Below are 22,557 nucleotides of genomic sequence, written 5' to 3'. Positions count from 1 at the left end.
AGGAGACCGACATGGCACACGACCATTATGGACATCCTCACCACCACGATCGCGAGAATGGGCACCACAAGGGCAATGTGGTTCCTCTCAAGGGGCATCAGCCGCCCACCGGGCAAGGAACAATCTTCACGTGCCCGATGCACCCACAGGTCAGGCAGACCGGGCCAGGCAATTGCCCGATCTGCGGAATGACACTCGAACCGGAATCACCGACGATCGCTTCCGGCCCAAGCCCCGAACTTATCGACATGCGACGCAGGTTCTGGATCGGCCTCGTGCTGGCGCTTCCCGTCCTCGCGTTGGAAATGGGCGGGCACCTGACGAACCTGCACATGCTGCTCGGGCCGCAGACATCCAACTGGATTCAGATGGTTCTGGCCACTCCCGTCGTTCTATGGGCGGGCTGGCCTTTCTTCGAGCGCGGCTGGCAGTCCCTGGTGACGCGCCATCTGAATATGTTCACCCTCATCGCGATGGGTACGGGTGTCGCGTGGATCTACAGCGTCGTCGGGACGGTCCTGCCAGGAGCGTTTCCGGAAAGCCTGCGCTCGGCCGAGGGTACGGTCGCGGTCTATTTCGAGGCGGCCGCCGTCATCACGGTTCTGGTGCTGCTCGGCCAGGTGCTCGAGCTTCGGGCGCGCGAGCAGACGGGTGGCGCAATCCGGGCGCTGCTTGATCTGGCACCGAAAGTCGCGCGACGCGTGAAAACAGACGGAACCGACGAGGACATCGGACTTGACGCGGTCGCCGTGGGAGACAGGCTGCGGGTACGTCCGGGGGAGAAAGTGCCCGTCGACGGCACACTGCTTGAGGGTCGAAGCTCCGTCGATGAGTCTATGATCACGGGGGAGTCGATGCCTGTGACCAAGGCGGTCGGAGCCAAGCTGATCGGCGGCACCATGAACCAGACTGGCGGCTTCATCATGGAGGCAGGCAAGGTCGGGCGCGACACCATGCTGTCCCAGATCGTCAGGATGGTGGCTGAAGCGCAACGGTCCCGCGCTCCCATTCAGCGGCTTGCGGACGAAGTGTCCGGCTGGTTCGTCCCCGTGGTGATCGCGGTCGCCGTCTTGTCCTTCATTATCTGGATGCTGGTCGGGCCGGAGCCGCGGTTTGCGCATGGCCTCATTGCGGCGGTGGCGGTCCTAATCATCGCCTGCCCCTGTGCACTGGGTCTAGCAACTCCGATGTCCATCATGGTGGGAGTGGGCCGAGGCGCAAGGCTCGGCGTGCTCATCAAGAACGCCGAGGCTCTTGAACGCTTCGAAAAGATTGACACCTTGGTCGTAGACAAGACCGGAACCCTGACCGAAGGCCACCCTAAAGTCACCGCGATCGCGCCCCGCGAGGGCATTTCCGAAGTGGACCTTCTCAGGCTCGCTGCCACCCTGGAGCGGTCGAGCGAGCACCCGCTGGCGTTGGCGATCATAAACGCGGCCAATGAGCGCAAAATCCCGCTCGGCGACGCACAGGACTTCGACAGCCCGGTGGGCAAGGGTGTGACGGGCACGGTCGAAGGCAGGAAGCTGATCCTGGGCAGCCACCGGATCATGGGGGAGGCCAGTGTCGATGTGTCAGCGATGGCATCGACGGCCGAGGAACTGCGCGGCGAAGGCGCGACTGTCATCTTCACGGCGGCCGACAACGTTCTGATAGGCCTGTTCGCCATAGCAGATCCGATCAAGGCGACCACGTCTGACGCAGTCAGGACGCTGGTGAATGAAAACGTTCGGGTGGTCATGCTGACTGGTGACAACCGGACGACCGCCGAGGCTGTGGCGCGGAAGCTCGGCATTACCGAAGTCGAGGCCGAAGTCCTGCCGGAGGACAAGAGCAAGATCGTCGCCCGACTCCGGAAAGAGGGGCGCATCGTCGCCATGGCCGGGGACGGCGTGAACGACGCTCCCGCACTGGCGGCAGCGGATGTCGGCATTGCCATGGGGACAGGCACCGACGTTGCGATCGAAAGCGCCGGGGTGACCCTTCTGAAGGGCGACCTGCAGGGCATCGCCCGCGCCCGGCAGTTGAGCCGGATGACGATGCGGAACATCCGCCAGAACCTGTTCTTCGCGTTCATATACAACGCCGCCGGAATTCCAGTCGCGGCGGGTGCCCTCTACCCGACGTTCGGGCTTCTTCTGTCGCCAATCATTGCCGCCGCGGCAATGGCCCTGTCATCGGTCAGCGTGATCGCCAACTCACTCAGACTGAGGAGCGTCGATCTATGAACTCGTCTCGCACATGGCTTCTGATGGCTGCCTCGCTCGTCATCATCGTTGCCTTCTTCATTCTGCGCGAGCACTGGGGGCATGCCCTGGGTCTGGCACCATATCTCCTATTGCTCGCCTGCCCGCTGATGCACCTGTTTCATCGTCATGGCGGCCACGATCACAAGGATCGCTCCCGCTAGGCCCGATGCGCATCGTCCGGCGCGGCGGCCATCGTGTGCCGGACGAGATATTCAGTAGTCCGCCAACAGATAAGGTTGCGCGCTTGATCCAAAGCTGGGCTGCACCCCGAGCAATGGGGCGGTGCGCGCGATGATCTGCTTGACCATAGGAGCTGCGGTGGAGGCCGCAGTCCGCCCCCCATGCTCTCCGGTCTTCGGTGCATCGATGATGCTCAGCACGACGTATTTCGGCTTGTCCATCGGGTAAGCCGCTACGAAGGCATTGAAGTTGACATCGCTCGCGTATCGCCCGTTGATGACCTTGTCCGCAGTTCCAGTCTTCCCGCCTACCCGGAATCCTTCGACCTGCGCTGCTCGGCCGGATCCCTTGGTACCGTTCCACGAAAACAGGTAGCGCATGTCGGTGCTTGTCGATGACTTGACCACGGTCTTCGCGAGCTCCGCGGCCGCCTCGGGAGCGCGGGGAAGAAATGTCGGTGGCAGCAGCTTTCCACCGTTGATGAGGGAGGCCGCCGCGACCGCTGTCTGAAGTGGTGTGGTCGCAACTCCATGGCCGAAGGAGATCGTCACCGAGTTGATCTTCTTCCAGGTGCGCGGCTGAGTTGGTGTAGCCACCCCCGGCATTTCGGTCTCCATCTTCGAAAGCAGACCCAGCCGTGTGAGGAATTCCTGGTGGCCCTCGATGCCCACCCTGTCCGCGACGGCCGCGGTACCGATGTTCGAAGAGTACTGGAAGACCTCAGGGATGCTAAGCGGCCTGTTCTTGCCCTTGAAGTCCTTGATGGTGAAACCGCCCATCCGGATTGGTCTTGAAGCATCTACGACTGTGTTGAGGTCGATCTTGCCAGCATCGAGTCCCATGGCAAGGGTGAAGCTTTTGAACGTCGACCCCATCTCGAAGGTCGCGTTGCTCATCCGGTTGAACCAGCCTTTCTCGTATTCCTTGTCGATGCGGCCGTCGGCAAGCATCCGGGAAGGCTCGTTCGGATTGTAGTCTGGCACCGACGCCATCGCGAGAACCTCGCCCGTCTCCACGTCGATGATTGCCGCGCCGGCGGCTTCCGCTTGATAGGATTCCATTGCCTTTGCGGCAACATCGCGAACGATGGTCTGTGCACGGATGTCGATCGACAGGCGCACGGGTTCAAGTGGCGCGCCGCTCGTCATGCCGAGCTGGCGGAGATCGGCCAAACCCTGCTGATCAAGGTAGCGCTCCATACCTGCGAGACCCTGATTGTCGATATTGACGTGGCCGACGATGTGGGATGCGGTCTCGGCACCGGGGTAGAAGCGCCGCTTTTCAGGACGAAACCCAATGCCGGGTATTCCCAGCGCCAGGATCTCTGCCTGCTGCCTGGGAGTGAGTTGCCGCTTCAGCCACTGGAACGCCGTTTTCGAACGTAGCTTCTGATGCGTCTCCCGCCAGTCGAGGTTGGGGATTACCGAGGAGAGCTTCTCTACGACCTCGTCGGGATCAACGATCCTGCGTGGATCCGCATATAGGGAGGTCATGTTGAGATCGGTCGCCAGTAGCTCTCCGTTCCGGTCCAGAATGTCCGGACGGGATGCAACCATGGCAGGATTGCCGATCGATGCCGTCGTCAGCGGCTCGGCAAACCCGTACCAGACAAGGCGGCCTCCGACGACCGAGAAGCAGACCGCGAACCCGGCTATCAGGATGCCGACGCGCTGCCTGGCCTGACTTCGCCTTCGCGCACCTGCCCCCACAAGCGGCGCTCCTGACGCACCCGCCCTGCTCTTCAGGCTGAAATGGGATCGGCTTCGGAGCCGCACAACGAATGAGAGCATTGCAAACCGACCTGTGAGAAGCATGCGCCGACGCAGAGAGCCTGTGTCACGAGATGATCCGAACCTTTACACAGCATTGATGACAGCCAACGGCAAATTGAAACAAGCACTGCCGATCATTAAAAACTGCATAAATATACAGTTAAGGTTGCACTTTCTTACGGGCCGAAAATTAACGAAGTGCAACCAGCGAATGACGTGGCGATAGCAATTCCGTGAAAGACGCTGCCCATCAAAACGGGGCACCCGCAAGCACGAGCAAATAGCTGTATGCTGCCGCCAGCAGCTTCGTGCCGCACCTTGACCGAATCGTCCCCGTCATCAACTATCCCGCTAGTTTCAAACGACTAAAGCACCCCTGCGTTTCGCGACTGCGTTGTCTCTCCGGGTGCCCTAAAGGACTCGGAAGATAGTGACGGACAGGTGGCTGGGTGTGCACGTTTCAGGCGACGGACTGATCATAGTCGACGCCGAGGTTCCTGATGACGGCCCGATAGTCGTCGTAGCAGACGAGTCCTGGAAGCTGGAGAAGGGCGATCGCCCGAAGGCTTTCCAGACGATCTATAAGCGTCTCTCCGACTATGTCCGCGACAAAGGCATCGCCAAGGCCGTCATCAAGGAGAGCGCCGCCAACGCTCGAGGCATGGGTCTTGCACATCTTCAGGCGGCTGAACTGCGCGGGGTTGCCATATGCGCGCTGGCTTGTGGGTGCCCGGTCGAGCAGGTCTCCAAGGCCCGCATCAGCAAAGGTTTCGGCGAGCGCAAGGCGGACGAATATCTGAAGGACAACGATTTCTGGAAGGAGAACCTCGACGGTCTGGCGATGCGCACCGGAAGCCGCGAGGCCGCCCTCCTCATATTGGCGACCCGCTGAGATGAGCGAGTTCTCTTCCAATCTCAAGATCGGCGCCAAGCTTGGCAACGGGCATTTCGGCGACGTGCACCTCGGAAGCGACGACATCCACGAACAGCTCGCCGTCAAGGTCATCCGACCCAAGGAGCAGGATACTCCCGAGAAGTGGGAGGAGCGTAAAGAGAACCTCGTGAAGGAGGGGGTCAATCTCAAGAAGGCGACCCACGACAACATTGTTCAGGTCTTCTATGTGAACCGATCGATGACCGAGGACGCGATCTACCTTGTCATGGAGCTGTGCGAACGAGGTTCTCTTCAGAAGCCCTATGAATCTGGCCCTATTCCCTCGACCGAAGTCCATCGGATAGCGACCCAGATCTGTCACGGCCTCGGCTCCCTACATGACCGCGAGATGCTCCATCGCGATCTCAAGCCCGGCAACATCCTCGTCACGAAGAACGGTACCGTGAAGCTCGGCGACTTCGGTCTCGTGACTGACGATATGGTGCTGGGCTACGCCGAACTCGGCTACTCGTACACCGATCACTTGGCTCCGGAATCTCACGAGACGGGGCTGTCGAGCAAGAAATCCGATTTCTGGGCACTGGGGATGACGCTCTACCGCCTGCTTCACGGAGACGCGTGGTACAGGAAGAGCCCCCTGCCGCGCTTCAGCGTGTCCGATGGAGGATATGCCGACAGGCTGACATGGCTCCCGCACATTTCCGGACGATGGCGCCGTCTCATCAGGGCGATGCTCGCCGACGACAGCGCCACCCGTCTGGCGACAAGCAGACGAGCTTTGGACGCGCTCGCCGAGATCGCAGGAGAAGCCGCTTGGGACTGCACACTCGACGCGGACGGTGTGAAGTGGACACGGGAACTCAAGGGCCGACGGATTGAAGTCGATCTCGTCAAACAGGGCAAACTGTGGAACTGGACGGCAGTGAGTCATCCGCTAGGCAAGGGATCGAAGAAAACCCTGGGAAGTTCGGGCGGCCCCGTGGCCAAGAGCCTGGCAGACAGCCAGCTCAGGAAATATTTCGGTGGCTAGGCGTGCCTTGATGGGCGCTTAAGATACCTGCCGGACTCCATGATCTCGGAACGAGATACCGGGCGTGCCTTCAGGACCGCGGCCGCGACCGCCCTGCGATCACCGCTGCACGCGCTGCAGAATCTGTCTGCTGAGAAATCATCCCCGTCGCGCACGTGGGGGCGCTCGCAGTGCTTGCAGGCCTTGAATAGAATCGCGGTCACCATTGTTATCTTCCGGTTGCATCACCGAACATAATGCGAACAGGTAAACAGTCAATCAAGGTCGCATTCCCCTTTCAAGCATCGGCCGGAAATCTGGCGACCAATGCGTCGACGACCGCGGAGGCGCCTCTCGTCCGCGCCACCCGGATGTCGCAGGGGCCTTGGTCGCCGTCGGCATGATGGATCAGGACAATCCCTTGCTCTTTCGCCTGCGCCGCCAGGAATAGGGCGCCGACTGTGTCCGGAACAGGATCCAAGAGCACCGCGGACGGTTTCAATGACCACATGAGATCGACGGTCTCACGGATGGCCGAAGTAACGAACACAGTCGCGCCCGCTTGGGAAAGGGCAAGTTCAAGCCTGCGTGCGATGTCAGCTTCGTCTTGGACGATGACAACGGTTCCTTCGAGTGCGGAAGTGCTAGGCATGCGAGGATCCTGAAAAGTTTTGAACCAGTAAGCGGAAATGTCAGGGACGCATTAGCGGGGTTTTCTAAAGGATTCATGGACGGCAGTAAAAGGACGCACCCGGCAGCGGCTATAACAGCGATCGCCGGATCAGTCCAAAAAATGGATCGATCAATCCAATTTTTGGATCGATAATGGCCGCCAGGGTTGTTGTCGTATCCGACAGCATGCTTGACGTGCACCTACCCTCACCAGTTTTGCGATCTCGGTGCTTGATTTATTGGGTGTGATCCGCGCATCCTCCAGCAAGCGCCTCCTGCATCCTGATGGATTCAGTTCTTGGTGATGCTGTCGAGATGACGCAGTGGAGGGTCACCGCTGCATGTCCTGGAGGATTCGCATGCTTACTATCGGCGAGCTTTCAAAGACGACCGGTGTCAAAGTCACCACCATCCGCTACTACGAGCAGATGGGCCTCGTTTCCTATACGGAGCGCTCGGAAGGCAACCAGCGCCGATATTCCACCGCGGAACAGGAACGGCTGTCGTTCATCAGGCATGCACGCGATCTAGGGCTGACGATCGAGGCCATCCGCGAACTCATCGATCTAAGCCAGGATCCAGAGCTTCCTTGTGCTGAAGCAGACAGGATTGCCGCTGAACAGCTAGCGACCGTTCGTGAGAAGATCGCACGTCTCAAGAAGCTGGAGGCGGAACTCGAGCGCATCTCCACCCAGTGCAATGCCAGCCAGATCCGCGACTGCTACGTGATCCGTGCGCTTGCGAACCATGACCTCTGCACGACGGATCACGGCTGAACAGAGTGCGGCCCGGATCGTGCGGTTCCATGGGGCGGGGAACGGCGATGACCCCGCAGGCTTGACTCCTGATCAAAAAAGAACATAACAAGAACACTCCTATCGACAGAGATAGGATCCGCTCAACATGTTCAGGGGAGCCGCGATAGACAGATGAGTATGGATCCGGACAGCCGCTCCAGTCAGCCTCGTGCGGGGATCCATGTCGATCACTGGTGCTGTGTCGGCGACTGCGGAAAGTGGGGCGGCTTTGGGTTTTCCAAGGGCAGATCGGAACCGCAATGGTGGTGCTGGGAACACTACCCCCATAAACCGAACCGGACTCGCTCGGAGGCCATCGAGATCGCTGAGGCGATCGGCCTCTAGCTCAGTCATTCAGGTGGCGAAACGATGGATAAGCAAAGCTTCCTCTGCAACGAATACGAACGAATGATCGGTTCGGGCGAATATGTCTGGTCGGGCTGGCGCGATTCTTTCGAGCGTTTTCAGGCCGACCTCTGGGACATGACTCCGACCTCGAGCGCGGGGCGGTATCTGGCGCCGAAGGACAGGGAGCTCGGGTTTTCCCCTGACAATGTCGAGTGGCACTTTCGAAAGACCCGTCCGATAGGGAAGATGACAAAGGTCAGGAAGAACAAGATCCAGGCTCCACCGAGCAGGACGAAAAAGGTCAAGCGAGCGCCTTTGACCGCTGCCGAAAAAAAGAACCTGGCGGAGACAGCAAAGGAAGAGCGGAGACGGAAGCTCGCTGAGGAGTTCGAGTACTGGGAGCGAAAGCGGAACTCGAGCAGCGGCGGTTCCTGAGATGGGTAGATCGGATCTCTAGTGTCGCACCCACGGCAGCCCAAGTCTTTATCTCACCGATCTTGGTCTCCATTAAAATTCGATCCATCCGCTTACCGGTGTCGCAACAAGTGTCCGGATATGACATGCCCCGCAATGAGACAACGGGGAACGAGATGAATCCGAAATCCGAGGCACTGGCTGCGGCGAAGAAGAGGATTGTGGAGCTGCAGTCGCAGATGACCGATCGAATTCTGAAGATGGCTGCGGAGGTCGCGAAGCTTACGAAGGTCGTGACCGAGCGCGAGGCCAGGGAATTCCTTCGCGTGACCTGCAACGTGCCGACTTCGGAGCTGTCGACCTACGTGAAGTTCGCCGACACGCTCGCTGGCCATGAGGATGTGCTCGAAAAAGGCCGGGTGTCGTTCCCTGTCGTGAAGGCCTTGGTTTCCGTGGACAGCGCTGTCCTCGATGAGATCATCGAGCGCATGGATATCGGCGCGCGGATCTCGACGAATGACATCAGCGCCATCAGGAAGCGGCTCAAGGTGGCGGGCCTGACGCCTGCGGAAGTCATGGCGCAGCGCAACGGCAGGCTGGCAGCGGCCGCGGCACGGCGGAATGGCGCATATCAGGCTTCCGAGTTCCAGTGGCGGCTTGATGCCTTCGTGCGCCGCATCAATCTCATCAGGAATGCGGGTGATCTCCTCAACGACGAGATCCGCACGACGGCTTACGACCTCAAGGTCGAATTCGAACACTTCTTCGGAGCTGATCACCAGCCACTCGAGAAGCTCAAGCGCAACTCCCAGGCTCACCAGATTGCCGCGGCCTATCTCGCGCTCATCCATCTTTCAGAAGGAACGCTCGCCGTTGCGGCGGGGGTCGGCGAATGGCTTCCGGGAGACCATCATCCGTGGCTCGTCGCGCTGCAGTCACTTTCCGGACGCGTCTCTCCTCCTCGCGAGGCGCCGAAGAAGACAGATCCTCTCAAGACCGCATTCAATCCTCGTCCGACCGTTGTGGAACTATGCGCTGGCGCGGGTGGTATGGCCATCGGTTTCGAGCGTGCGGGCTTCGATCATGTGGCGCTGGTCGAATGCGATCCACACGCAGCGGCGACGCTGAGGAAAAACAGGCCCGCATGGACTGTGATTGAGGACGATCTGAAGACAATCGACTTCACTCCCTATCAGGCCCTTGATATCGATCTCGTCGCCGGAGGTTTGGCGTGTCAGCCCTACTCGATCGAAGGAAAAGGTCTCGGTAAGGCAGACCCACGCGATCTTTTCCCCGATGCCGTCCGGATCGTGAACGAGGTCAAGCCCAAAGGATTCGTTTTCGAGAATGTCGAAGGCCTCTTGCACGGCAAGCACAGTGACCACATCGCTGACATCCTCCGCGGCTTTCGCCGTGCCGGATACCAGACGGAGATCCATCGAGTTCAGGCATCAGACTATGGGATTGCGCAGGTTCGCCGCCGCGTCCTCGTCATCGGACTGCGTGACGATATTGCCGACGCATTCCGCATGCCGCCGACATTCCAGGATCGCAGGATGAACGTGGGCGATCTTCTCCTGGATCTGATGGCCGCGAATGGCTGGACGGGCGCACTCGAATGGGCTCGGCAACGGCGCGAACAGCCGATCCTGAACCGACACGGCGAGATCGTCGCGCATGGTGCGCAGGCATCCACCATTGTCACCAGCCGGGGAAAACGGCGCAGGAATGAACAGGATGTCCAGCTCGCGATCGGGTTCGACGCGACGGGAATGCCGGACCGCGCGCCGACGCAGGAAGAGGCTTCGAGGCCGGGATACCTTCCGTCACTCACCCTGCGGATGAGAGCGCGGATCCAGGATTTCCCGGACACCTGGGAATTCGTGGGCGGCAAGCAAGCAGTCGCCAAGCAGATCGGGAATGCAGTTCCGGCACGGCTTGCCCAAGCCGTCGGGCTGGCGCTGGTGTCAGCGATGCGAGATGTCCCGCTCGATTTCGAGGCGATGCTTTGGCCGGACGAGGCGAGACGGGAACTCGTGGACGCTCCTCCCCTCTTTGCTGACCACGACGTAAACTCCGCGGCTGCGGGCATCAGGAATCCGGCGCTCGCTCATGAACCAGTATGATGCCGCGGCCAAGGCCCTTCGTTTCCGTCAGATATCTCCGGGTCGAGCGCGTGTGGTGCCTCCTGCCCTATCTCGAAGCCGCTTTCCCTTCAGCGAACACCATCGTCCGCCTGATCGGACGGTCGCGTTCGAAGGACATGTTCTTCCGCCTCCTCATTTCCGCAGATGCGCCTTCGCAGGCGCTCTCTGGGATTTCCTTGAGATAGAATCCGGCGCGCTCTCTTGGAAGGCGCAAAGCCAGCATTTGCGAGACCTTCGACAGCCGTCTCTGCGGTTTCCGCCACTTCGTTCTCGGGATCACGATCGCCGCCCTTGTCATCATCAGATTTCCTGTCGCCCGACATCTGGTGTCTCCGAACATGTTGATGGGGTTGAAGTGCGGCCTCTTCATCCTTCGCGTCGACGAAGTGGAGCGTCAGGTCTCAGGATCTGAGCCGCGGCCGCCCCTGAAAGAACTTCGGTCCCCATCAATGCCGATGCGACCGCCATCGTGTCCTCGCGTTGCTGCCGGATGATGCCCTCCGCCCTCGCCAGTTCCTCGGAGAGCAGGCTCTCCACGTGCATCCTCAGCATGGCATCGCTGGCCCTCAGCTTATCGAGATCTCGCGAAGCCGACACGTTCGTGTAGCCTAATCCGTTCACGCCGTGGCCACCGATAAGTACCGTAGCGATGTCAGCCGCTCTGTGGAGGTCGGACCCCTGCATCCCGCCGGAACCTTCGTGGATTTCTCCAAGGATCACATGTTCGGCTGCCCGAGCGCCTAGCAGCATCGCAATTTCATTCCGATACATCTGGATCGTCCTGTTACGCAAATTGGACCTGCGCCACTCAACGTGCCCCAAACTGTGGTCGCGATGTCCAGCTTGCCTTGCGACAACAATCGCCTCGATCTCGCCGGTCCCGAGCGCCATTCCAACGATCGCATGACCAGCCTCATGTACGCAGACTGCCCACCTTTCGTTCTCTGAAAGGGTCTCGACGGGCGGAACGATGGAAAGGAAATCACCGCCGCACACTGTCCTGCGGTTTTTACGCGCGATACGGCGCGCATCCCTGACGAGCTGCCGTAGGGCTGCGCCGGAGTACCCGCTAGTCGCGAGAGCAATGGTTCGCATCTCGTCCGCCGGGATGGCGAGACCGAGATGCGCCGAAAGGATCTGTTCTCGAGCCTCCAGATCCGGCATCTCGACCTGGATGTGCCGATCAAGCCTACCCGGCCTGCGAAGGGCCTCATCGATGTCGTCAGGCCTGTTCGTGGCGGCGATTACCACGACGCCGTCCCGTCCGGATGCACCGTCGAGAAGTTCGAGAAGGGCGTTGATGACCTGGAGACCATAGGCGGCATTCTCACCCTTGAGGTGCGCCCTGGAACCGAACGAGTCGAACTCATCGATGAACAGGATGGAGGGCGCTGCTTCGATCGCCTCCTTGAAGCTTGCACGCATGGCACGCAGCATATCTCCCAAGTGCCCTCTCGCCTGCCACTGGGCGCTTGATGCTGTCACCAGGGTCGCGCCGCAAGATCTTGCGACCGCACCCGCAAAAAGCGTCTTGCCACATCCCGGCGGGCCGCTGATGAGCAGGCCACCGTCGACGTCACGCCAATCGATCTCGCCTTGTCGCCAGGCGGTGATATCTTCAACGAGGTTCAGCGCCCACTCGGTCGCCTTTCCGTAGCCAGCGAGCTGCTCGATCGTCGGTTCCCAGGAGACCGAGCGTTTGACCTCCTTCACCTTGGCCGAACCTTCGAGCTTCTCCAGGGTGATCTCGATGGGCCGCGTTCCCTTGATTGCAGAGAACACCACGGACAGAGGGTAGGAGAAGAGTCGCACCGCGTGCTCACGGTCGATTTCCAACCCGAAGACGCTCTTCGCAGCGAGGATCAGGTGATACGGCTTGACCGCGCCGACCTGCTCGATACGGTCCAGTGCCACCGACAGTTCCGGTGGTGGGTTTGCGCCGTGCGCCATGAGCACGATGACGGACTTGCTCGAAGCCACCGCCCTAAGCGCCTCGGCTGAGTCAGTTTCCCCCTGATGCTTGCTGACACGCACCAGGGCGACGATGTAGTCCAGTCCGCTGGTGGCGAGCATCTCCTTCACCGCACGTTCATAGAGTTCGATGTCAGCTTCGGGTGGCAGAAGCACCCCAGCAGTCTTGTCTCCTCGAAGGAAGATGCCGCAGCGACGTAGCGGCAGGCGTAGAGAATTGGCATAGGTTGCCACTTCGAGCGATTGCTTTCGCTCGTCATGTTTTGCCCTTTTCATGATTGCCTCCTACGAACGGGCGGCGCGGATGGCGGTATCCGGCCCGAGCAGCGCTTCATCGAGATCGACTTCCAGCAGACCCATCAGGATCATGCTGGCGATCGATGCCATCGGTCTGCTCTCGCGCACCGCCCCGAGGCATTCGGCGAGCGTCAGTGCCCCCTCCTCTTCAAGTCCCGCCAGGATGCGGACGCGGTCTCCGAGTGTCGCTTGCCAGCCCGCGTATCGGACGAGGTCTCTGGCGTTCTGAACTCGAACCGGGTTCAGGTCGAAGATAGAGACTGCCTGGTACCGATAACCAAGGCGCTCCGCGACCGCCGGCAGCCAGGTGATGGTTTCAGGGATACCGTGCCAGATGTCGACGAGGAGATTCCGCTCATCCGAGGTCCGCACCGCGAAATCCACGTAGCGGTGACGTGGCTTGAGCGCAGGGGAGTCGTTGACGACAGGCTGCGTCACGCACCGCCAGTGGACCACCATAGGGTCGACTTCCAGCAGGCAGGCATAATCGCTCGCCTCCTGGGAACGATAGAGCGTGCGACCGCGGCACTTCGTTGTATGAGAGGGAAAGCGTGACCTGTAAGAGATGGGGAGATCGCAAGCTTCATCGCCTGCGGCATGCGCAACAAAGGTCGTCATGACCTTGCCTCCGAAGAATAGGTGATGTGGCGGAGACCGGGAACCGTCCCGGACTCGGTCAACCTATTCGGAACGTGGGGGCGCTGAAGTTGCTCATGACGGAACGAATAAGGAACGATTTTCCCGACGTCAAGCCGGTTTGATTCGTCGCCGACAAGTCCTAGATCTTTTTGATGTCGAACCCTCCATTGATACTGACAGCGCATGTGAACGATCAGGACTTGCTGTTCTTCGACGATCTCAGGGCGCAGTTCTTCCCTGCGGATCGCAACTTTCTGCGAGCGCACGTAACCATGTTCCACAAGCTCCCCTCGGAGCATCTTCCGCAGATCGAGGATATCCTCGAGGCCGAAGCGGCGCGGATGACGCAAGTGATCGAAGTCGGGGTGATCGGCGTTCGCAACATGGGCAACGGCGTTGCCTTTGTTCTCGACAGTGAGCATCTCATGGCAACGAGAGCTCGCTTGAAGACGGAGTTCACGCCCTGGCTCGCTCCCCAGGATCATCAGCCATGGCGTCCCCACATCACGGTACAGAACAAGGTGCATTGGCAGAGAGCCGAGGCGTTGTACGACAAGCTGTCGCTGGAGTTCGCTCGAAGCACCATTTCCGTGGAAGGACTCGATCTATGGTCTTATCTTGGTGGGCCATGGCGGCATGAGCGATTGTTTTCAGCCGGGAGAAGGCAAGCGAGTCACGGCGAATCTTGGGACGATGGGGCAGGCCCGGGTATCTCTGGAGAGTGACTGGCAAGGGAGGATGCATGGCACTGTTTGAGGAAAAAGAGCGTACGCGCAGATCGCCCCGGCGCTCCGGGGAACCTTGCTTCGATTTCTACGACAGCTCCGGCAGAAACCCGTATGTCGTCTACCGGGACCTTGTGAACGGCTGGATTGCAGAATTCCCCTCATCCGAGCAGCTCGAGCTGATAAGTCGGATGAAGAACCGTAACGATGCACAGTACGAGCAGGCGCTTGCCGAGATCGTGACATACATCGCGCTGAAGCGCCTGGGTCATGAAGTCGAGATTCACCCGGCATGCCCCCATCCGACGAACAAGCCAGACTTTCTGGTGAAAGACACCTCGGGCGTGGCATTGGCCTACGTGGAGGTGACATCCTTCGGCCCGGATGTGAGGACGGTCGCTCGCGATAACCGCGAAGCCGCCATCTATAACGGTCTTGAGACCGTGGATCTGCCGCCCGGCTGGCTCATGGGGTACGAGGTTCGGAAACACGGCCAGACGGCACCGAGCGTGAACAAGCTGAAATCCGAGGTCGAGCTGTGGGCCCGGAACGAGTGTGGGGACGACGCGAGGGTGACCCCCAGGCGCACATTCGCGGCCCAGGACTGGGAATTCGATCTCACGCTTCTCGGAGGCTTCAACAAGGATAAGAACTACGAGCGAAAGATCGGCGCGGCGATGATGGGGCTGCGGTCTGTTTCTCCCCACCTGGACCTGCGGGTGGCCTTGGAGAACAAGGCGAGGAAGTATGGGATCCAGGAAACGCCCTACCTAATCGTCGTCGCGGACTGCAAGGGGTCGATTCCAGTAGGGGATCATGTGGAGGACGCTCTCATCGACGGACTGTTCGGAAGCCCAAGCGTCAGATTCCGGCGCCTAGCCGACGGTAGCATGGAGACCTACGACGAGCGGACGGCGGACGGTTTCTGGGGAAGGTATGGCGACCCCAGGAATACCAACGTCAGCGCCGTGGCCTTGCTTCCCGAGCCGAACCTCTGGAAACTCCGCGACGACCGCTGGCAGCCGATCATCGCATACAACCCCTTTATTGCAGCGAATCCACTGTCTCACGATGTCCTGCCGCTTCCGGGCTTCGGCCTGCCGGATGGAGACGGTGACTACGGGCGCATCGAGGGCAGATCGCTCGCGGATCTGGTGGGACTGCCTGCAGAGTGGCCCCCGGAGGACCCTTGATCATCCCTCGTCCGGGACCGGTGAAAAATTAAAATTTGATTCGTCAATACTATAGCTACAGCACCTGTAGATTCTTTACGACGCTATCTTGTTGACCGCTGAAACACCGGTTACGGTCCGGGCAAGTCAAGAAATCAAATCAAGTTTCAAGGTCGTCCTCCTTCAGGGGGCCGGGTCTGGAGAATAGTGCTTCCAGTCCTGGTCTGCGCCTAGAAAAAACGATCGCATAAGTCCCGTGCCGGTCGATCACCGTCTGGGGGCCATGGGTCTTGGCCGCGTCCAGCAATTCATGGATGCGCGCTTCGGCTTCATCTCGCTCCCACATGTTCGACATTCATGCCTCCCGGGATAACTGGAATGGTCGAATGGCAAAGCAGCCTCTTACAATGCGCTGCCTTACCATTCGACAGTGAAGTAAGCTCGCGCTGCAGGACATCGCAATGCCCGAACCTCCGCTTCTCCTTGATACCGACATTGTAAGCCTGATGGGTAGGACACGCCCTCCTCCAGGACTGCGGGCTTGGCTGCTGCGAGTAGGAATACATCGTCTGCATATTAGTTACCCCGTTATAACGGAATTGATGCGCGGCGCCCATCTGAAACAGCGCGACGATCCGCAAAGAGCCGCTCGGATCATGAAGTGGGTGAACGAGATACTGAATATCAACTTCCCCTCGCCCGAGATGAATACCGAGGTCGCCTACGTCTACGCACAGATGACATCGGTCTCGTGCCTCAGGCCAATGTGGACGGTTCAGCGTGGTGAGCGGGCGACGCGACTGGGGCATGACCTGATGATCGCCGCGGTGTCCATCACGCACGGCTTGCCAATTCTGACGGGGAACACCCGGGACTACTTGAAGATCCATCAGAGGTTCCCGCTGCCGGGTTTGTATCATCCCTTGGAGTCGCACTGGTACGTGCCGCCTGAGACAGAATTCGTTCTCCCACGCCTCGACGAAATGGAGGAATGCCGTGAAGAGATGCTACCCATGCTTTGAGGCCGCATCAGCGCATCGAAGGCCTTGCGATCCCGCTCTCGAGCGCTTCGACGTAGCTGGCGTTGAACCAGATCGGAGTTTCGCCACCGATCTCCATCTCCCGCACGAAGTATCCGTCAAGTCCCGCTCCACGGATCATGCCCGTTGCATCGAACCTGAGGGATCGTATCGGCTTGGTCATGATCAGCTCCCTCCGGTTCCCGGTGATCATCTGGGTCACGATCTCGGATCTTCCCACGTGGAATTCGACGATGCTGTCGGCATAGTCCGCCTGGAAGGTTCGGGGTCCGACCCTGGTGAACCCATTTTCAGAGGCCCACCGGATGGCCCGTTCCGCGTTCGGGAGTTCCTCTGCGAGGACATCGGGCCGCTCGGCATCTCGGTACACCGCGCGGCGGAAACCTTCCGGGAACCACCTGGGCGCAGGGTTGCCTGCTTTCATTCTGTCGGCGAAGTAATCGTCAAGGCCCGCCGCCCGGAGCATGCCATGTGTGTCGATCCACAACTGGTCCAATCTGAAGACTGCGATATCCAGCCGCCGCGAATGCCTATGGGCTGTAACACGGCCGCCGGTCCGGTTCAGCGCAACTCTCACACTGTATCCAGCATAAGCGCTTTCGAAGTTCCCGCCGCCGGTCGCCGAAAATCCTCGATCAACGAGCCATTGGTTGATTGTTGTGATGTCCATGTCCGTCTCCCTGGACGGAATGGTGGGTATCGGAGGTGCAAGCGACAACGTTCCGTTCGAGAGAATGTAAACTCAAGCTTAGAGCAAAAACGGAATCCACGAGTACGATATCTCGCGCTCGTCCATACTTGGACGGGTAAACTTTCATCCGACAGCATCTAATAAAACGCCCGTTCAGCAAAATATAACTGCCGCCACCAGAGGTTAAGACTAGATCTGTCGGTGGAAATCGACTTCACAGCGCGATAAAATTACTGGGACATCCCAAAAACATGCAGATGCCCCGGAAGAGTTCCGTGGATAGTTCAAACTTTAGGGTTTCTATTAATTGGGCGACAACTTCACTAAGCGGCTGTTTTTGTTGATTTTATTCCGTTGCAAAAGTTGAAATCGTCTCTTATGTTCGCAGCGCTCGGATGGCGTGGTGCCATCCCCGGCAAGGAATGAAGTCATGGGCGTTATAGCCACATCGATAGCCAGGCGGGACGGCCGCCTTTCCTCGATCTAGGGTATCGCCATGAATCTGGCCGCTGCCCATCGAGGCACGGCCGTCCCCCTTCGCAAGCTCGAAGACAAACCAGGGGACATGCAATGACTTCCAGAGATACCAAACCCACCTCAAGCAGACGTCATGACGACGTTGCCGCCCGCCCGTTGTTTTCGGAATCCGTTCCGGACAGCCCCGGCACCCGTGCGCGCATCACCCCCTGATCCCTTTCCCTCTCTCAAACCGAATTTACGGCACGCATTCCGCGCGCCGGTCCCATACTGCCCAGAGAAAGGCGTCTGCCATGACCACCACCAACCTCCGCCCGACCCGACCTCTCGACCTCTCGAGCCACTACCTCTCGTATCTCGACGCGATCGATACCGAGAACCAGTCGCGCCATCTTCAGGGCGAACCCCTGATGACGTACCCGACGTTCGAGGATTTCCTCGATCTCTGCGTTGAGGAGGCCCTGGATCCCGAGACGACGTTCGGCGCCCGCGCGCACGAATCCGACAGCCTGCACCGTGTTCTTGATGCAGACTTCTGTGACGAGCCGGACCTCAAGTGGATCCTGACCGTGCCGTCTGTCGGAATCTTCGCCGACGAACGCTCCGTTCTCAACCACGAAGCGGATGATGCGGAGCTGTGGATCAGCGATTACGGGACGTTCGCATACCCGTCCTGCGCACGTCACTGAGACTGTTCTGATGATGCCGGAGCCGTTCGCGGCTCCGGACACCGACGCTGGCCGTCGGTTCGCTGGCAGCATCTAATCAAGGGAGACCACAATGGGTCCGGGGTTTATCGTTCAGACCATTCACGAGCGCCGTCAGGGTATCGACCTGCTGGCCCAGCCGTATGAGCGCAAGACTTTCTATGCATCTCCCGACAACGCGTGGATGCGCGAGGTCGGCGTGCGCGAAGGAGGTTTTGAAATATTACGATAAGGATCCCGCCAGCGAGATTCTTTGGCGCAGTCAGCCGTCCGCGGGCCACGCCGACCGCAGCCTCGCTCTCCGCAACACTCCCGGCAAAATCCCTGCTGAAGAGCGCAAGAGCATTGCGACTAACCGGGTCAATGTCGTCAACGAGGCGACCGACACTTATCATCGCCTCGAAAGCCTGCTTGAGGCGAACGCCATGGAGATCCTCATGGCCAGCGACCCCGGCGTGCGCATCCAGGCGCAGTATGGATGGATCAAGTTCCGTCGCAGCGGAGTGGAGAAGCGGCACATGTTCGATTTGCTCGCATGCTTCAGCAACGGCTGCCGGTCTCTTTACGCGGTCCGGCATGAGGAGGGTCTCGGCGATCTCGAGATCGATCTTGAACTCATTCGTAACCAAGAGATGAGGAAGCATGCTCATCGCATCATCCTGCTGACGGAAAAGGAGATTTCGAAACCTGCCGTTTACCGGGCTCGGGAAATTCTCCGCGCACGCAACTTGAAGAACGAGAAGAACAATGCGCTTGCGCTTGAAGTCCTCCGCAAACTTGGTGGCCGTGCCCGGATGTTCGATGTCATGCTGAACATGCCCGATACCGCCTTCTCCATCACCTGGAATGCAGTCTGGGTCCTGATCGATGCTGGCCTCGTAATCCACGATCATCCGGCAGCGGATTCCACGCCGCTCTCGAAGCTTTCCTGGCTCCGGATCGCGGAGGGAGCCCGTCATGCAAACTAGCTTCCTTACAAAGGATGACAGGTTCACCCGGTACGGCATCGGTCCGAACGATCGATGCCGCTACCTGGGTCGCTTGTGGGACTACTCCACGGAGTTCGAGAACGGCGTGGTCCTCCGGTCTGTGGAGACGGATCGGCCAGTGGAATTCGAGCCTCTGGAATGGCGGGATGTCACGAGGAAGCTGGAGATCGGCGTCCTTGAGATCCTGTACGACTACCATACCGAGCGGAACGCCATCCTTAGGCTGCAGGAGGCGAAGATTTTCGAGCTTCCGCCCCGGGTGATCCTGCGCGCCCGCATGGTCAGCGAATTCCTCGCAGCCGAATTCGACGTGTACGACACCGGGGTCAAGGTGAGCAGGTCCGATGCCTGCATCGCCAAATTCCTCGCCGTCTTCATCGCGCAATGCGAGGAGCAGGAACCTGAAAAGGGCGGCAACGGTCTGAATCTGAAAAGAGAGAAGCCATCGCCTCGCCAGTTCCGGAGGCTCCTGAAACGCTTCGAGCTGGGAGGATTGGATCCCCGGTCATTGCTGCCACGCTATCAGGGACGCACCGCTCCTTCCATCACCTACACCCCCGACGAACTGGCGTTTCACCAGAAGCATGCAGAGATGTACCTGACAAAGGACAAGCTCACCATGAAGGCGTGCTGGGAGGAAATGGTCGGGCAGAACCTGAAACGGGTGAAGGCAGGAGAGGCTTCCCTCAACCTACCTTCTCTTCGATCGTTCCAACGGATGATCAACGAATACGGAGACTTCCGGAAGGAATTCGCGCGCTCGGAAAACAAGCATCGGGTGATGCGCAAGTTCATCATCGCGCAGAAGGGCCTGCAGGTGAAGAGGCCGCTCCAGATCATCGAGATGGACGAGCACGAGATGGATCTCGTGCGCCTTCTCAACAGAAACGGGATCTGGCGGTTCCTTCATCCGGATGTGCAGAAGCGCATTGAGGACAGGCGGAGGGCCTGGATGTCCGTGGCGCTTGACGCGTGGTCGAGATCCGTGTGCGGCCTGAAGATCTTGTATGCCGAACCGGACGCTGATGCCGCAGTTGCGACCCTGGCGATGGTTGCCCAGGATAAAAACAACATCGCCGCCCTTGCTGGCACCACTTGCGAATGGCCCCAGGCAGGCCAACCCGAGGACATCCACACGGACGCGGGCGCTGGCTACATCGCCGACAAGTTCCAAGTCGCCGCAATGGCGTTCACTGGTCGGGCCGCAATCCCGCCCTCGAAGCATCCGCACCTTCGGGCAAGGGTTGAGCGCTTCTTCCGCACGATCAACCAACGCTACATCCATATGTTTTCGGGCCAGACCTTCAGCAACGTGCTCCTCAGGGACGAGTACAATGCCGAGAAGCATGCCCACATCACGCATGACGAGTTATGCTCGCTGCTCGTGCGCCTCATCGTCGAATGCTACCACAACACGCCCCATCGCGGTCTCTATGGACTGACCCCGCTGGAAGCTTGGTACTGGGGTTCGCAGTACGCCGACGGCGCTGTAAAGGGCCCTCCGGGCCCCGACCGCTACCGTGAGATCTTCGGTATCACCGACACTCGCAAGATTGGAAACAAGGGCATCCAGGTTTTGAACCTGTTCTATCGCAGCGACGAGCTGCAGGCTCTCCGCAAGCGCTGGCAGAATGCGGAACTCACCATCCGCATCAACGACCAGGACATGTCGAAGATCTCGGTCAAAAATCTCTACACCAACAAGTGGATGGATGTCGGCTGCACCGACGACGGGCTGGAAGGTGTCAGCCTTTTCGAATGGATGGAAAACATCCGCCATGTCAAACGCAAGTTCGGACGCATGGCGATGTGGTATCAGGACAAGATGCGCATCGGTCTCGTCGACGTGAGGGAGGCCTCCAGACAGAGCAAGGTCGCCGCCAAGATCAGCACTCCGGGTGTTACGGCGCGGGAGGTTCGCGACTTCGAGGAGAAGGAGATCGCCACGAACCGCTACTCCAAGCGCGAGAACATCGACTTCGGGGACCCCGCCCTGGTCGCCCCGGCCGACGTGTCAGTGTCATCCGATGAAGATCCGTTCAACCCGCAGGGGGTTTTCGAACCCATTCCAGGGTTGCCTGATCCGACGAGGCCGGAGTCGCCTGCGTCCCTAGGCAGAAAGTCGACGACTAGGAGTGACCGCGAGCCAACGCAGGCCGACCTCGGGGCCGCGCTGTCACCGGACGGAGAAGCCCGGGAAATCGGCAAGCCCGTGGACGGACCTGCCGTCGATGAAGCATCGACGACGCGTCGCGGCGGTCGACGGCCGCTCAGGATCGAAAGCACCAGGAAGGACGACTGACTATGATGGAATCGGCTCCTCGGCGCAGCATGCTCGATCACATCCGCAACACCGCCGGCAGCAAGACGGTCGAGCGATCCGCCATCCTTGCGGATCTAAAGGCCACGCACATCGTCACGAGATTCGATGACCTTATCGACGCAGAGCTCGAACTCATGCTGGCCCACATCATGAGCGGCAACGCGGACGAGGGCTATGCGGTGGCCGTGGTCGGAAAATCGGGAGCCGGAAAGAGCACCATCGTCAAGCGCCGCCTCGATGCCAACCCGTCCCTGCAGCCTTTCAAGGACGAGTACGACAACATGATCGGTGCGTGCCTGCGTGTTCGGACTCCGCCAGGCTGCACGGCCAAGAGCCTCGGCCTGGCGATCCTCAGGCATGCAGGCAATCCGGTGGCAGATACCCGCTCGGACCCCTACATCTGGGATCAGGTGGTCACCACTATGATGCGCAAGCAGACCTACATACTCTATCTCGACGAATTCCAGCACGCCCTGCACGCTCCCAACCAGAAGGGAGTCGATTATCTTGCGAACATCGTGAAGGGTGCGATGCAGGATCTGAGATGGCCGCTTTGGATGATCCTCAGCGGCGTGCCCGATATGCTCACTTTCATCGAACGGGATCCGTTCAAGCAGATGAAGCGCCGGGCTCCCGTCGTGTCGATCGACGAACTGTCGGACAGCCCGGACGACGGCAACGACGATAACGACGACAATGACATCGACTTCATGGGGGATGTCCTCGAACATCTCACCCGTGCATGCAGGCTGGATCTTGCCGTGCCCCTGAGCCGCGAGTTCCTGCGGCGGCTCCTGCATGCCGGGATCTGGCGCCTCGGCATGACGATCCAGATCATCAAGATGGCGATCGAGCGTTCGCTGTGGGACGAGAAGTCCGGCGGCAAGCTCGTATACCGCCATTTTGTGGAAGCCTACCAGCGCATTTCCAACTGCGACGAATACACGAACGTGTTCACCAGCGAGCGGTGGTTCGAGATCATCCGGGAGGTGAACGAGGACGGGACACTGACGACAACCGTTTCCGGCAGATGAGGATCCTAC

Annotated in this window: 22 protein-coding genes; 15 read left to right on the top strand and 7 right to left on the bottom strand. The window is 59.7% G+C overall.

Annotated elements, in window-relative coordinates; genetic code table 11:
* The first annotated feature begins 11 nt into the window (after window positions 1-11).
* Both F3H41_RS02725 and F3H41_RS02720 read left to right on the top strand, forming a co-directional pair.
* Window positions 12-2,228, top strand: a complete 2,217-nt coding sequence (locus tag F3H41_RS02725) for a copper-translocating P-type ATPase (protein WP_149737025.1) — start codon at window positions 12-14, stop codon at window positions 2,226-2,228.
* Window positions 2,225-2,410, top strand: coding sequence for a DUF2933 domain-containing protein (locus F3H41_RS02720; protein ID WP_149737024.1), 186 nt, complete (start codon window positions 2,225-2,227; stop codon window positions 2,408-2,410). Before F3H41_RS02725 ends, F3H41_RS02720 begins: the two co-directional genes overlap by 4 nt.
* Before the next feature lie 51 nt (window positions 2,411-2,461).
* On the opposite strand, the gene F3H41_RS02715 is transcribed toward F3H41_RS02720, so the two are convergent.
* The gene (locus F3H41_RS02715) at window positions 2,462-4,219 is read right to left on the bottom strand and encodes a penicillin-binding protein 2 (protein ID WP_149737023.1); all 1,758 of its coding nucleotides are present in this window, start codon (window positions 4,217-4,219) and stop codon (window positions 2,462-2,464) included.
* A 412-nt stretch (window positions 4,220-4,631) separates the two neighbouring features.
* Between F3H41_RS02715 and F3H41_RS02710 the strand changes: the two genes are divergently transcribed.
* The gene (locus F3H41_RS02710; RefSeq protein WP_149737022.1) at window positions 4,632-5,093 is read left to right on the top strand and encodes a hypothetical protein; all 462 of its coding nucleotides are present in this window, start codon (window positions 4,632-4,634) and stop codon (window positions 5,091-5,093) included.
* 1 nt (window position 5,094) lies between these two features.
* Window positions 5,095-6,126 (top strand): serine/threonine-protein kinase, encoded by a 1,032-nt coding sequence (locus F3H41_RS02705; protein WP_149737021.1) that lies wholly within the window; start codon window positions 5,095-5,097, stop codon window positions 6,124-6,126.
* Window positions 6,127-6,403: 277 nt separating this feature from the next.
* Here the strand turns inward: F3H41_RS02705 and F3H41_RS02700 are convergent, their stop codons facing one another.
* The gene (locus tag F3H41_RS02700) at window positions 6,404-6,757 is read right to left on the bottom strand and encodes a hypothetical protein (RefSeq protein ID WP_149737020.1); all 354 of its coding nucleotides are present in this window, start codon (window positions 6,755-6,757) and stop codon (window positions 6,404-6,406) included.
* A gap of 379 nt (window positions 6,758-7,136) precedes the next feature.
* Between F3H41_RS02700 and F3H41_RS02695 the strand changes: the two genes are divergently transcribed.
* The 3 genes from F3H41_RS02695 to dcm all read left to right on the top strand — a co-directional run bounded on the left by F3H41_RS02695 (window position 7,137) and on the right by dcm (window position 10,462).
* Window positions 7,137-7,553: a helix-turn-helix domain-containing protein gene (locus F3H41_RS02695; RefSeq protein WP_149737019.1), complete on the top strand. Its 417-nt coding sequence runs from the start codon at window positions 7,137-7,139 to the stop codon at window positions 7,551-7,553.
* Window positions 7,554-7,943: 390 nt separating this feature from the next.
* Entirely contained in the window at window positions 7,944-8,357 is a 414-nt protein-coding gene (locus F3H41_RS02685; protein ID WP_149737018.1) for a hypothetical protein, read from the top strand.
* Between the two features lie 155 nt (window positions 8,358-8,512).
* On the top strand, window positions 8,513-10,462 hold the full coding sequence (dcm, locus tag F3H41_RS02680) for a DNA (cytosine-5-)-methyltransferase (RefSeq protein WP_149737017.1): 1,950 nt from the start codon (window positions 8,513-8,515) through the stop codon (window positions 10,460-10,462).
* An 89-nt stretch (window positions 10,463-10,551) separates the two neighbouring features.
* On the opposite strand, the gene F3H41_RS02675 is transcribed toward dcm, so the two are convergent.
* Genes F3H41_RS02675 through F3H41_RS02665 form a run of 3 tightly spaced genes read right to left on the bottom strand, consistent with a single transcriptional unit; the run spans window position 10,552 to window position 13,369 of the window.
* Entirely contained in the window at window positions 10,552-10,806 is a 255-nt protein-coding gene (locus F3H41_RS02675; RefSeq protein WP_149737016.1) for a hypothetical protein, read from the bottom strand.
* Between the two features lie 43 nt (window positions 10,807-10,849).
* The gene (locus F3H41_RS02670; RefSeq protein WP_149737015.1) at window positions 10,850-12,730 is read right to left on the bottom strand and encodes an AAA family ATPase; all 1,881 of its coding nucleotides are present in this window, start codon (window positions 12,728-12,730) and stop codon (window positions 10,850-10,852) included.
* 9 nt (window positions 12,731-12,739) lie between these two features.
* Complete coding sequence (locus tag F3H41_RS02665; protein WP_149737014.1) at window positions 12,740-13,369, bottom strand: hypothetical protein; 630 nt, start codon at window positions 13,367-13,369, stop codon at window positions 12,740-12,742.
* Window positions 13,370-13,575: 206 nt separating this feature from the next.
* On the opposite strand from F3H41_RS02665, the gene F3H41_RS02660 reads away from it, so the two are divergent.
* Together F3H41_RS02660 and F3H41_RS02655 are read left to right on the top strand one after the other, a co-directional pair.
* A complete protein-coding gene (locus tag F3H41_RS02660; RefSeq protein WP_244616053.1) occupies window positions 13,576-14,115 on the top strand; it encodes a 2'-5' RNA ligase family protein in 540 nt (179 codons plus the stop codon).
* Between the two features lie 17 nt (window positions 14,116-14,132).
* On the top strand, window positions 14,133-15,308 hold the full coding sequence (locus F3H41_RS02655; protein WP_149737013.1) for a hypothetical protein: 1,176 nt from the start codon (window positions 14,133-14,135) through the stop codon (window positions 15,306-15,308).
* Window positions 15,309-15,447: 139 nt separating this feature from the next.
* Here F3H41_RS02655 and F3H41_RS02650 read toward each other — a convergent pair whose 3' ends face one another.
* Window positions 15,448-15,642 (bottom strand): hypothetical protein, encoded by a 195-nt coding sequence (locus F3H41_RS02650; RefSeq protein ID WP_149737012.1) that lies wholly within the window; start codon window positions 15,640-15,642, stop codon window positions 15,448-15,450.
* 247 nt (window positions 15,643-15,889) lie between these two features.
* Between F3H41_RS02650 and F3H41_RS02645 the strand changes: the two genes are divergently transcribed.
* Window positions 15,890-16,309, top strand: a complete 420-nt coding sequence (locus F3H41_RS02645) for a type II toxin-antitoxin system VapC family toxin (protein ID WP_244616052.1) — start codon at window positions 15,890-15,892, stop codon at window positions 16,307-16,309.
* A gap of 7 nt (window positions 16,310-16,316) precedes the next feature.
* Here F3H41_RS02645 and F3H41_RS02640 read toward each other — a convergent pair whose 3' ends face one another.
* Entirely contained in the window at window positions 16,317-16,997 is a 681-nt protein-coding gene (locus F3H41_RS02640) for a hypothetical protein (RefSeq protein WP_149737010.1), read from the bottom strand.
* A gap of 791 nt (window positions 16,998-17,788) precedes the next feature.
* Between F3H41_RS02640 and F3H41_RS02635 the strand changes: the two genes are divergently transcribed.
* The 5 genes from F3H41_RS02635 (at window position 17,789) to F3H41_RS02620 (ending at window position 22,548) form a co-directional block, all read left to right on the top strand.
* Window positions 17,789-18,184: a hypothetical protein gene (locus tag F3H41_RS02635; RefSeq protein WP_149737009.1), complete on the top strand. Its 396-nt coding sequence runs from the start codon at window positions 17,789-17,791 to the stop codon at window positions 18,182-18,184.
* 91 nt (window positions 18,185-18,275) lie between these two features.
* Entirely contained in the window at window positions 18,276-18,434 is a 159-nt protein-coding gene (locus F3H41_RS21170; RefSeq protein ID WP_188129317.1) for a hypothetical protein, read from the top strand.
* A complete protein-coding gene (locus F3H41_RS02630; protein ID WP_149737008.1) occupies window positions 18,418-19,170 on the top strand; it encodes a hypothetical protein in 753 nt (250 codons plus the stop codon). Before F3H41_RS21170 ends, F3H41_RS02630 begins: the two co-directional genes overlap by 17 nt.
* Window positions 19,160-21,493 (top strand): Mu transposase C-terminal domain-containing protein, encoded by a 2,334-nt coding sequence (locus F3H41_RS02625; RefSeq protein ID WP_149737007.1) that lies wholly within the window; start codon window positions 19,160-19,162, stop codon window positions 21,491-21,493. Before F3H41_RS02630 ends, F3H41_RS02625 begins: the two co-directional genes overlap by 11 nt.
* A 5-nt stretch (window positions 21,494-21,498) precedes the next feature.
* The gene (locus F3H41_RS02620) at window positions 21,499-22,548 is read left to right on the top strand and encodes a TniB family NTP-binding protein (protein WP_188129316.1); all 1,050 of its coding nucleotides are present in this window, start codon (window positions 21,499-21,501) and stop codon (window positions 22,546-22,548) included.
* The last annotated feature ends 9 nt before the right edge of the window (window positions 22,549-22,557 follow it).

The organism is Rhizobium sp. RU20A, from assembly GCF_900155885.1.
GTDB lineage: Bacteria > Pseudomonadota > Alphaproteobacteria > Rhizobiales > Rhizobiaceae > RU20A.
The sequence above is the reverse complement of the archived record's forward strand: the minus strand, read 5'-3'. Positions and strand labels throughout refer to the sequence as shown.